The organism is Anaeromyxobacter diazotrophicus, from assembly GCF_013340205.1.
In the GTDB taxonomy this organism is placed as follows: domain Bacteria; phylum Myxococcota; class Myxococcia; order Myxococcales; family Anaeromyxobacteraceae; genus Anaeromyxobacter_A; species Anaeromyxobacter_A diazotrophicus.
In genome coordinates this window covers 39,462-51,458 of the sequence record NZ_BJTG01000011.1, presented here as the reverse complement: position 1 = coordinate 51,458, position 11,997 = coordinate 39,462, and the positions used below count along the sequence as shown (strand labels likewise).

Below are 11,997 nucleotides of genomic sequence, written 5' to 3'. Positions count from 1 at the left end.
CGGCGCTCACTTCACGCGGGTGCCCGCCGGGATCCCCTTGCCGACGGTGACCACCTGCAGGTCGGGCGGCTCGCCGGCGGCGAGCAGCATGCCCTGCGAGGTGATGCCGCGCAGCGGGCGCGGCGCCAGGTTCGCCACCACGACGATGCGGCGGCCGACGAGCGCGCTCGGATCGGGGTAGGCCTGGGCGATGCCCGCCACGATGGTGCGCGGCGCCGGCTCCCCCACGTCGACGGTGAGCTTGAGCAGCTTGTCCGCCTTCGGCACCGCCTCGGCCGCCTGCACCTCGCCCACCCGCAGCTCGACCTTGGCGAAGTCGTCGTACTGGATCACGCCGAACGCCGGCGCCCCGGCCGCGCCGGCGGAGGCCGCGGGCTTCACGGTCGCCTTGCTGGCGGTCTCGGCCGGGCTCTGCGCCTTCGCGACCTTCGGGGCGGGCGCGTCCGGCAGGGAGACGATGAGCTTCGCCACCTGCTTCGCATCCACCGGCTGGATCTGCGGCGGCTTGGCGGTGAAGCGGGCCGGCTGGCCGTCGAAGGGCGTGAAGCCCTCGGGCCAGGCCAGGCTCACGCCGCCGAGCGCCTCGGCCAGCCCGGCCGCGAAGCGCGGCAGGACCGGCGCCAGCATCACCGCCAGCCCGTGGAGCGCCTTGGTGAGGTCGTACAGCAGCGCCCGCGCCCCCTCCGCCTCGAGCCGCTCCCACGGCTTCTGGTCCTGGAGCGCCTTGTTGCCGAGGTCGGCCAGGTCGTTGGCGGCGCGCAGCGCCGCCCGGTACTCGAGCTCGCGGAAGGCGGGCCGCGCCTGCGCCAGCGCGCGGGCGGTGGCCGCGGCGAGCTCGCCGCCCGCCGGGGCCGCCGGGCGCGCCAGCTCCCCGCCCGCCTTCGCGACGAGCGCGTGGACGCGCGAGGCGAGGTTCGCGATGCGCTTCACCAGGTCGGCGTTGACGCGGTTCCTGAACTCCTCCAGCGCCAGATCGAGGTCGTAGATGCCGGGCGAGAGGTTCGAGGCGTAGTAGTAGCGGAGCAGCTCCGGGTCGAGCCCGGACTCGAGGTAGGTGCTGGCGGTGACGAACGTCCCGCGCGACTTCGACATCTTCTCGCCGTTCACGGTGAGGTGGCCGTGGACGGGCATCCGGTCCGGGCGCTTCAGGCCGGTCGCCCACAGCATGGCGGGCCAGAAGACGGCGTGGAAGCGCAGGATGTCCTTGCCGATGAAGTGCTCCAGCCGCGTCGGCGCGCCCTCGGCCAGGTAGCGCCGCTCGAACTCGGCCGGGGCGAGCCGCTCGTGGGTCGGTGCTTCCGCCGCGAAGTAGTGCTCCGCCGAGGACAGGTAGCCGATCGGCGCGTCCACCCAGACGTAGAGGTACTTGCCCTTGAACTCCGGGTCCTTCACCGGGAACCCGAAGTACGGCTCGTCGCGCGTGATGCACCAGTCCTGCAGGTCGGCGAGCCAGCCCTTCACCTGCTCGCGCACCGCCGGCTCGAGGTGCCCCTCGGCGTTGACCCAGCCCTCGATGATCCCCTTCACCTCGGGCCGCTTGAGGTCCACGTAGGCGTGGTCGCTGGCGCGCACGACCGGCGGCGTCCGGCAGATGGCGCAGTACGGCTGCTTCAGCTCCCGCGGGTCGTAGGTGGTCCCGCAGTGCTCGCAGACGTCGCCGTACTGGTCGGGGGTGCCGCACTTCGGGCAGGTGCCCTTCACGAAGCGGTCGGGCAGGAAGCGCCGGTCGGTCTCGCAGTAGAGCTGCTCGACCGACTTCTTGTAGATGAGGCCTTTCGCCTTGAGCGCGTCGTAGACGCGGTACGCCCACTTGGCGTTCTCGGGCGAGTCGGTGGTGTAGAAGGTCGAGAACTCGACCCCGAAGGCCCGGTAGCCCTCGTGGTGCTCCTTCCGGTACTTCTCCACGAAGTCCCGGGGCGCGACGCCCGCCTTGGCGGCGTTCACCTCGATGGGCGTGCCGTGCGCGTCGGCGGCGCAGACGTAGGTGACGTCGTCCCCGCAGGCGCGCCGGAACCGGACGTAGATGTCCGTCTGGATGTACTCGACGAGGTGCCCGAGGTGCGGGCTGCCGTTGGCGTAGGGCAGCGCGCTCGTCACCAGGATTCGTTCGCTCACGTCCTCATCCTCTCGTATCGGCGGCCATCAGCCGCCACAGCGCGCGCTCGAGCAGCGGCCGCTCGTCGGCGCCCGACTTCATGGCCAGGTCGGCGTCCGCGAGATCGCGGAGCCCGCGCAGCAGCGCGGCGCGCGAGTACCGCTGCGCCGCCTGGTACTTCATCCAGAACCCGTACGGCTTCTTCGACCCGAGCTCCTCCTCGGGGATGTGCGGCAGCACCTGCGCCTGCCAGGCGTCGTAGCTCGCGATCCGGCGCTCCCCGGCCGCCCGGCGCCCGCGCTCGCGCTCCACCACCAGCCGGCGGACGGCCGAGGCGAGCATGCCGAGCAGCATGATGGGGTGCGCGCCGTCGGCCAGGCTCCGGTCGAGCACCGCCAGCGCGAGGGGCAGGTCCTTCGCCTCGACGGCGTTGCCGAGGGCGAAGAACGGATCCTCGGCGACGCGGGTGACGAGCGCGTCCACGTCGGCGGCGCCGATGGTCTTCCGGTCGCCGGCGTGGGCGACGAGCTTCGCCACCTCGCTCGCCAGCGTGCGGGCGTCGGCGCCGACGAGGGCCGCCAGCCGCTCCTCGGCGGCGCGGTCGATGGTCTTTCCCGTGCCCGCCAGCAGCCCCTCCAGCACCGGGCGCAGCACCGGCCGCTGCGCGTCCCAGGTGCCCTCGGTCCCGATGGCGAGCGCGACCCGCCGCCCGGCGGCGGCGAGCCTCTTCACCAGCGGCAGGCGACCGTCCACCTTCCCCGAGGCCACCACCAGCACGTGCCCGGGGGGGAGGCCCGCCGCCAGCGCCGCGTCGAGCGCCGAGGCGTCGTCGCGCGGCGACCTCATCTCCTTCTCCACCGCCCAGGCCGCCGCCTCGCGCACGAACTCGAGGTCGGCCCCCTCGACGCCCAGCTCCTTCTTCCACTCCGCCGCGGTGGGCGCGCCGTCCCCGGCGAGCGCCTCCGCCTTCCAGCCGGCCTTGGCCGCCAGCGCGAGGAGCTTGCGCGCGCCCTCGCGCTGCCGCCCCTTCTTCCACGCCTCGCGCGCGTTCGCGAAGGGGCCGCCGCCGTCCTCCTTGGAGGTGAGGAAGGCGGGCTCGAGCACCAGCACCACCTTGCGCGCCTCCGGGCCGGAGAACAGCCCGCGGGTCGCGAGCTCGGCGGCCACCTCGGCCGGCGAGGCCGCGGCGTCGAGCTCCACCACGTTGAGGTCGCGCTGCGCCTCGGGCACCAGCGCCTGCGCGAGCTCGCGCGCGGCCCGGCCGGCCAGGTACGCGTCGCCCTCGAAGAGGTAGACGGGCGCGGGGCGGCCGGCGCGCGCCTCGTCGAGGCACAGCTCCAGCGTGGCCCCCTCGGCCTTGCGCGCCGGGCGCCCCTTACCGAAGCTCGCCATGGAACCAGTCGATGAGCATGCGCTCCAGCGCCAGCGCCGGGGACGCGTTCTGGAGGAGCGCCGCCGCCGCCTCGCGCGCCGCCTCGCCGCGGCGGAGCACGTCCGCCGGCGCGAGCGCCCCGGCGGCGGCGGCCGTCCGCTCGGCCAGCTCCGCCAGCGCGAGCGGCGCCGCGGCGCCCGCCGCCTGGAAGGCCAGCACGTCCCGGAGCCAGAGCTGCAGGAGCTCGCAGGTCTCGCGCGCCGCCTCGCGATCCTCGGCCTGCGCGGCGGCGAAGGTGATCCAGGTGGAGGCGTCGCCCGGGTCGAGCGCCGCGGCGGCCGCCACCGCCTCCTCGCGGGCGCGGAGCGCGTCCGGGTCGAGCGCGAGCGCGCGCCCCAGGGAGCCGCCGGACAGCGCCGCCAGCAGGCGCGCGTCCTCGGGCGCGCGACCGGCCGCGGCGAGCCGCTCGGCCAGGAGCGCCTCCGGCAGCGGCGCGAAGGCGAGCCGGGCGCAGCGCGAGCGGATCGTGGGGAGCAGCGCGTCCGGGCTCGAGGCGACGAGCACGAGGGTGGTGTCGGCGGGCGGCTCCTCCAGCGTCTTGAGGAGCGCGTTCTGCGCCTGCGGGTTGAGCGCGTCGGCGGGGTCGATGACCACGAACCGGCGGCGCCCCTCGAAGCGGCGCAGCGACAGGCGGTGGTCGACGAGGTCGCGGACCTGGTCCACCACGATGTCCTTCGACGGCGTCCGCCCGCCCTTCGGCTCCCAGCGGCCGGCCTTCGCCATGACCCGCTCCTCCGCCAGCGCGAGGACGTCGGGGTGGGTGCCGCGGGCGATCTTGCGGCAGGGGCCGCACGCGCCGCAGGGGTCGGTCCGGAAGCCGGCGGCGCTCCCCGATGCCGCCCCGCCCTCGCAGTTGGCCGCCTGCGCGAGCAGCCGCGCCGCGGTGCCCTTCCCCACCCCCTCCGGACCGGCGAAGAGGTAGGCGTGGTGGAGGGCTCCCCGCGAGAGCGCCGCGCGCAGCGCGCCGAGGGCGCGATCCTGGCCGATGAGCTCCGAGAACGGCATGGGGCGGGCGGACCATAACATAAGGCCGGGCGGGCGCTTCCGCCGCTTTGCGCGGGCCGCCGGCGGTAGGATGCTCGTCCCATGGACCTCGAGGACTTCCTCGCCCGCTACGCCACCGGCGCCTTCGGCTTCGTGCTCCTCGCCGCAATGATGACGGCGCGGTCGCTCACGCGCGACGAGGCCTACCGGCGCGACCTCTCCGGCGCCGTGAAGTACCTCCTCTTCTTCCTCGCCACCGCCTTCCTGCGCGCGCTGACGCCCAACCGCGCCTCCTGGCACAAGCTCGACAAGGGGCTCTTCGTGGCGGGGCTGGTGCTCTTCTCCTTCGGCGCCATCCGCGGGAGCGCCGCCACCTGGAGCCTGCTCCACCGCCGCCGCACCGGGGTCGAGACGCCGAAGATCCTGCGCGACCTGGTGGACGGGGTGCTGTTCGTCCTGGCGCTGCTCGTCATCCTGCAGGCGACGCTCGAGATCGACGTCAGCGCGGTGCTGGCGAGCTCCGCCGTCATCTCCCTCGTGCTGGGCCTCGCGCTGCAGGAGACGCTCGGCAACCTCTTCGCCGGGCTCTCGCTGCAGGCGGAGCGGCCGTTCGGCGAGGGCGACTGGGTCCGCATCGGCGCCCACCAGGGGAAGGTGGTCGAGATCGGCTGGCGGGCGACCCGGATCCTCACCGGCGCCGGCGAGGGGCTCACCATCCCCAACAACGCGGTGGCCAAGGAGGCGGTCTACAACCTCTCCCGCCGCGGCTCGGTCATGCGCCGGGTGGCGCTCTCGCTCGCCTACGACGTGCCGCCGAACGCCTTCAAGGACGCGGCGCTGACGGTGGTGCGCTCGAACCCCCGGGTGGTGGCGGAGCCGCCGCCGGTGGTGCGCACCGCGGAGCTGGCCCCGGCCGCCATCCAGTACGAGGTGCTGTTCTGGGTGGGGCGGTGGGAGCAGGGCGGCGAGGTCGAGGACGAGGTCCGCTCCCAGCTCTGGTACCGCCTGCACCGCGCCGGGATCGCGCTCTCGCCGGTCGGGAACGAGGTGCGCCTCGCCCGCGGCGCGCGGCCGGCGGCGGGGGCCGAGGAGGTGGACGTGGAGGCCCTGCTCGCGCACGTGGACTTCCTCGCCCCGGTGGAGCCGGCGCTCCGGCGCGAGCTGGCGGCCCGGGCGCGCGTGGCCCGCTTCGGCCGCGGCGAGGTCATCCTGCGCCAGGGCGACACCGCCCCCGCCCCGTTCTACGTGGTGGCCGACGGCGAGGTGGTGGTGCGGGTGCGCGCGCCGGACGGCCGCGAGCAGGAGGTGGCGCGGCTCGGGCCGGGCGACTTCTTCGGGGAGATGGCCGCCCTCACCGGCGATCCCCGCTCGGCGACCGTCGCCGCGACGCAGGACAGCGCGCTCGTCGCCGTCGACCGCGAGGCGTTCGGCGAGCTGTTCGGCCGCGCGCCCGAGGTGGCCCGCAAGCTGACCGACGTGCTGGCGCGCCGGCGCGCGGGGCTCACCCGCACCGTCGAGCAGGCCGCCACCGGCGCGGTGCGCCCGCCCGAGGAGCCGCATCAGCTCCTCGACCGGCTGCGGGAGATCTTCAAGAGCCTCGGGTAGGCGCGCTCAGCGCCGCTCGCGCGGCTCGCGCCCTCCGTCGCCCGCGAAGGCCACCGCGCCGAGCAGCGCCCCCATCGACCCGGCGACCGCCGGGTTGCAGGCGATCGATCAGGTCGAGCCGAGCGCCTGCGAGGCGAAGCTGTAGGTCAGCCCGAGCAGCGCCCCGGCGCCGAGGCCGGCGAGGAGGCGCTTCCAGGGTGAGCGGCGAGGGCGATCGTCCAAGGTGGACCTCCTCCCGGTACGAGCCGCGCGGGCGCCTCAGGGGTTCGCGCCCGCCTCCTCCGCGACGGGGCCGATCGCCCCCGAGCTGACGAGCCAGTGGTGGATGACCGAGAGCAGCCGCTCGGGGTCCACCGGCTTCGCGACGTAGTCCGAGGCGCCGGCGGCGATGGCGCTCTCGCGGTCGCCCTTCATCGCCTTGGCGGTGAGCGAGACGATCGGCAGCTGGGCGTAGCGCGGCATGCCGCGGATGAGCTTCATGGCCGTCAGCCCGTCCATCTCCGGCATCATCGTGTCCATGAGCACCAGGTCCACGTCGGGGTGGCGCTCCAGCATGCTGAGGGCCTCGCGCCCGTTCTGCGCGTGGACCACCTCCAGCCGCGCCCGCTCCAGGACGGTGTTGATGGCGAAGAGGTTCCGCATGTCGTCGTCCGCGAGCAGGATCTTCTTCCCCGCCAGGTCGACGCCCACCGGCAACGGCGGGAGCTCCGCCTCCTCCTCGACCGCGGCTGCGCGGACCTCCCGCGCCGGCTCGGCGCCCGCGTAGCGCTCCGGGAGCAGCACCGTGAAGAGGCTCCCCTGCCCGGCCGCGCTCTCCACCTCGATGGTGCCCCCCAGCAGCCGGGCGATCTCGCGGCTGATGGTGAGCCCGAGCCCGGTGCCCCCGTACTTGCGGCTGGTGGTGCCGTCCGCCTGCTGGAACGCCTCGAAGATGATCCGCTGCTTCTCCTTCGGGATGCCGATGCCGGTGTCGCGGACCGAGAAGGCGAGGAGCCCGCGGGCGGCCCCGGGCCGCAGCCGCTGAGCGGAGTCGATGGTGAGCGACACCGCGCCGCGCTCGGTGAACTTGAAGGCGTTCGACAGCAGGTTCTTCAGGATCTGCTGCAGCCGGGCCACGTCGGTGTACACGCTGGCCGGGAGCCCGGCGCCCATGGAGATCGTGAAGTCGAGCCCCTTCTGCTCCGCCACGTGCCGGAAGGTCTGCTCCAGGTAGTCGCGCACCTCGGAGAGGTGCGCCTCCCGCGGCTCGATCGGCATCTTGCCGGCCTCGACCTTGGACAGGTCGAGGATCTCGTTGATGAGGTTCAGGAGGTCGTTGCCCGACGCGTAGACCGTCGCCGCGCACTTCACCTGCTCCGGCGTCAGGTTCCGGTCGCGGTTGTCCGCCAGCACCTTGGAGAGCATGAGCAGGCTGTTGAGCGGCGTCCGGAGCTCGTGCGACATGTTGGCCAGGAACTCGGACTTGTACTTGGAGATGAGCTGGAGCTGCTCGGCCTTCTCCTCCAGGCTGCGGCTGGCGAGCTCCACCTCCGAGTTCTTCTGCTCGAGCAGCCGCGCCTTCTCGTTCAGCTCGGTCGCCTGCGCCTCCAGCTCGGCGTTGGAGCGCTTCAGCTCGGCGAGGAGCTCCTCCGTCCGCATGCTGGACGAGATCATGTTGAGGATGACGCCCACGTTGTCCATGAGCTGGTCGAGGAAGGCCAGGTGGTTCGGGCTGAACTCCGCGAAGGAGGCGAGCTCGATGACCGCCTTGGTCTCGCCCTCGAACAGCGCCGGCAGCACCACCACCGCCCGGGGCCGGGCCGAGCCCATCCCGCTCGTCACGTAGATGAAGTCCTCCGGCACGTCCCGCACCACGATGCGCTTCTTCTCGTAGGCGCACTGGCCGATGAGGCTCTCCTTCAGCCGGTAGCGGGTGGAGAGCGTCTTCCGCCCGCCGAAGCCGTAGCTCGCCACCAGGTTGAGCTGCGGCTCGCCCCCCTCGTCCCCCGGCTCCAGCATGAAGAAGGCGCCGTGCTGCGCGTTCACGAGCGGCGTCAGCTCCGACATGATGGCCTGGGCGACGGCCACGATGTTGCGCTGGCCCTGCATCATGCTCGAGAAGTCGGCCAGGTTCGTCTTGAGCCAGTCCTGCTCGGTGTTCTTCTCCGAGGTCTCCTTGAGGGTGGAGATCATCTGGTTGACGTTGTCCTTCAGCGCCGCGACCTCGCCCTCCGCCGCCACGGTGATGGAGCGGGTGAGGTCGCCCTTGGTCACGGCGGTGGAGACCTCGGCGATGGCGCGCACCTGGGACGAGAGGTTGCCGGCGAGCTGGTTCACGTTGTCGGTCAGGTCGCGCCAGGTGCCGGCGGCGCCGGGCACCTTGGCCTGGCCGCCCAGCTTGCCCTCGATGCCCACCTCGCGCGCGACGGTCGTCACCTCGTCGGCGAAGATGCGCAGCGTGTCGGTCATGGAGTTGATGGTCTCCGCCAGGGCGGCCACCTCGCCCTTCGCCTCCAGCACGAAGTTCTGGGACAGGTCGCCGTTGGCGACCGCGGTCACGACCTTCACGATGCCGCGCACCTGCTTGGTCAGGTTCGAGGCCATGAAGTTCACGTTCTCGGTCAGGTCCTTCCAGACGCCCGAGACGCCCGGCACGCGCGCCTGCGCGCCCAGCTTGCCCTCCACGCCCACCTCGCGCGCGACCGTCGACACCTGATCGGCGAAGGTCCGCAGGGTGTCGGTCATGCTGTTGATGGTCTCCGCCAGGGCGGCCACCTCGCCCTTCGCCTCCAGCACGAACTTCTGCGTCAGGTCGCCGTTCGCGATGGCGGTCACGACCTTGATGATGCTGCGGACCTGCAGCGTCAGGTTCGAGGCCATGAAGTTCACGTTGTCGGTCAGGTCCTTCCAGACGCCCGAGACGCCCCGCACGTCGGCCTGCCCGCCCAGGTTGCCGTCGGTGCCGACCTCCTTCGCGACGCGCGTCACCTCGGCGGCGAACGAGTTCAGCTGGTCCACCATGACGTTCATGGTGTTCTTGAGCTCCAGGATCTCGCCCTTGGCGTCGACCGTGATCTTCTGCGACAGGTCGCCCTTCGCGACCGCGGTGGTGACCTTGGCGATGTTCCGCACCTGGTTGGTGAGGTTCGCGGCGAGGACGTTCACGTTGTCGGTGAGGTCCTTCCAGGTCCCGGAGACGCCCTTCACGTCGGCCTGCCCGCCCAGCCGCCCCTCGGTGCCGACCTCCTTCGCGACGCGCGTCACCTCGGCGGCGAACGAGTTGAGCTGGTCCACCATGACGTTGATGGTGTTCTTGAGCTCCAGGATCTCGCCCTTCGCCTCGACGGTGATGGTCTGCGACAGGTCGCCCTTGGCGACCGCGGTGGTGACCTTCGCGATGTTGCGCACCTGGGTGGTCAGGTTCGCCGCCAGCACGTTCACGTTGTCGGTGAGGTCCTTCCAGGTGCCGGAGACGCCCTTCACGTCCGCCTGCCCGCCCAGCCGGCCCTCGGTGCCGACCTCCTTCGCGACGCGCGTCACCTCCGCCGCGAAGGAGCGGAGCTGGTCCACCATGACGTTGATGGTGTCCTTCAGCTCGTAGATCTCGCCCCGCGCCTCGACCGTGATCTTCTGCGACAGATCGCCGTTCGCGACGGCGGTGGTCACGAGCGCGATGTTGCGCACCTGGTTCGTCAGGTTGGCGGCGAGGCCGTTCACGTTGTCGGTGAGGTCCTTCCAGGTCCCCGACACGCCGCGGACGTTGGCCTGCCCGCCCAGCTTGCCCTCCGTGCCGACCTCGCGCGCCACGCGGGTCACCTCCGCCGCGAACGAGTTGAGCTGGTCCACCATCTTGTTGATGACGTCCTTGATCTGGAGGATCTCCCCCTTCACGTCGACGGTGATCTTCCGGGTCAGGTCGCCGTCGGCGATGGCGGTCGCGACCTTCGACACGTCGCGGAGCTGCACCGTCAGGTTGGCCGCGAGCCCGTTCACGTTGTCGGTGAGGTCCTTCCAGGTCCCCGACACGCCGCGCACGTTGGCCTGACCGCCCAGCTTGCCCTCGGTGCCGACCTCCTTCGCGACGCGCGTCACCTCCGCCGCGAACGAGTTCAGCTGATCGACCATCTTGTTGATGACGTCCTTGATCTGGAGGATCTCCCCCTTCACGTCGACGGTGATCTTCTGCGTCAGGTCGCCGTTGGCGATGGCGGTCGCGACCTTGGACACGTCGCGCAGCTGCACCGTCAGGTTCGCCGCCAGGCCGTTCACGTTGTCGGTGAGGTCCTTCCAGGTCCCCGACACGCCGCGGACGTTGGCCTGCCCGCCCAGCTTGCCCTCCGTGCCGACCTCCTTCGCGACGCGCGTCACCTCCGCCGCGAAGGAGTTGAGCTGGTCCACCATCTTGTTGATGACGTCCTTGATCTGGAGGATCTCCCCCTTCACGTCGACGGTGATCTTCTGCGTCAGGTCGCCGTGCGCGATGGCGATGGCGACCTTCGACACGTCGCGCAGCTGGACGGTCAGGTTCGAGGCCATGGTGTTGACGTTGTCGGTGAGGTCCTTCCAGGTGCCCGACACGCCCTTCACGTCGGCCTGCCCGCCCAGCCGGCCCTCGGTGCCGACCTCCTTCGCGACGCGCGTCACCTCCGCCGCGAAGGAGCGCAGCGTGTCCACCATGGTGTTGATGGTGTTCTTGAGCTCGTAGATCTCCCCCTTCGCCTCGACCGTGATCTTGTGGGAGAGGTCGCCGGTGGCGACGGCGGTCGTCACCTTGGCGATGTTGCGGACCTGGTTGGTGAGGTTCGCGGCGAGCCCGTTCACGTTGTCGGTGAGGTCCTTCCAGGTGCCCGACACGCCCTTCACGTCGGCCTGCCCGCCCAGCCGGCCCTCGGTGCCGACCTCCTTCGCGACGCGCGTCACCTCCGCCGCGAAGGACGACAGCTGATCGACCATCACGTTGATGGTGTTCTTGAGCTCGAGGATCTCGCCCTTGGCGTCGACGGTGATCTTCTGCGAGAGGTCGCCCTTCGCGACGGCCGTGGTGACCTTCGCGATGTTGCGCACCTGCGCCGTCAGGTTCGCGGCCAGCCCGTTCACGTTGTCGGTGAGGTCGCGCCAGGTACCGGAGACCCCCTTCACGTCCGCCTGCCCGCCCAGCTTGCCCTCGGTGCCGACCTCGCGCGCCACGCGCGTCACCTCGGCCGCGAACGAGTTCAGCTGATCGACCATCGCGTTGACGGTGGTCCCGATGCGGAGGAACTCCCCGCGCACCGGCCGCCCCTCGATGTCGAGCGACATCTTCTGCGACAGGTCGCCCTTGGCCACCGCGGTGATGACGCGCGCCACCTCGTTCGTCGGCGCGACCAGGTCGCCGATGAGCTGGTTCACGGCGTGCATGCCGCTCGCCCAGGCGCCCTTGGCCGGACCTACCGAGGCGCGCTCCGTCATGCGCCCCTCCTGACCGACCACCTTTCCCACGCGGGTCAGCTCGCCGGCGGTGTGCTCGTTGAGGCTCAGGATGTCGTTGAGCAGCTCGCCGGCGCGCGAGAGGATGCCGTCCTTCTGGTAGGTGAGCCGCACCGTGAAGTCGCCCTGCTTCACCGCCTTGAGCACGTCGATGAGCCGCTCCAGCTCCTCCTGGCTGGCCCTCGACAGGAGCTCCCACTCGGTGGCGGGCGGCTTCGACTCGACGCGGGGGCGCGACTTGGCGCGCGGGCGCCGCCCACCTGCGTTGGAGCGCTCGGTCTTCATGCGTCCTCGGGAGCGGACCCGTCGGGGCGGGACCGCGGCGAAAATGAAGGAGCTATTGTCCCAGAGGGCCGCGAACTTCCTAGCCCTAAGAGGGGCCACTGCTCATTCGAGGCAACACCGCGGGGAGGCGCGTCGCGTTGCGTCCTCACCC

General features: G+C 71.9%; 5 protein-coding genes. 1 reads left to right on the top strand and 4 read right to left on the bottom strand.

All coding sequences use genetic code 11. The features are described 5' to 3' along the window. Nucleotides 1-6: 6 nt before the first annotated feature. The 3 genes from metG to holB are packed head-to-tail and all read right to left on the bottom strand — an operon-like array spanning nt 7 to nt 4,532. Nucleotides 7-2,115, bottom strand: coding sequence for a methionine--tRNA ligase (gene metG, locus HWY08_RS19515; RefSeq protein ID WP_176068382.1), 2,109 nt, complete (start codon nt 2,113-2,115; stop codon nt 7-9). Nucleotides 2,116-2,119: 4 nt separating this feature from the next. Next, nucleotides 2,120-3,487: a DNA polymerase III subunit delta gene (gene holA, locus HWY08_RS19510; protein WP_176068380.1), complete on the bottom strand. Its 1,368-nt coding sequence runs from the start codon at nt 3,485-3,487 to the stop codon at nt 2,120-2,122. Then, nucleotides 3,471-4,532, bottom strand: coding sequence for a DNA polymerase III subunit delta' (gene holB, locus HWY08_RS19505; protein ID WP_176068378.1), 1,062 nt, complete (start codon nt 4,530-4,532; stop codon nt 3,471-3,473). Before holB ends, holA begins: the two co-directional genes overlap by 17 nt. An 81-nt stretch (nt 4,533-4,613) precedes the next feature. Between holB and HWY08_RS19500 the strand changes: the two genes are divergently transcribed. Further along, on the top strand, nt 4,614-6,116 hold the full coding sequence (locus HWY08_RS19500; protein WP_176068376.1) for a mechanosensitive ion channel family protein: 1,503 nt from the start codon (nt 4,614-4,616) through the stop codon (nt 6,114-6,116). Nucleotides 6,117-6,374: 258 nt separating this feature from the next. Here the strand turns inward: HWY08_RS19500 and HWY08_RS19495 are convergent, their stop codons facing one another. Continuing rightward, on the bottom strand, nt 6,375-11,846 hold the full coding sequence (locus HWY08_RS19495) for a HAMP domain-containing protein (protein WP_176068374.1): 5,472 nt from the start codon (nt 11,844-11,846) through the stop codon (nt 6,375-6,377). Nucleotides 11,847-11,997 lie beyond the last annotated feature (151 nt).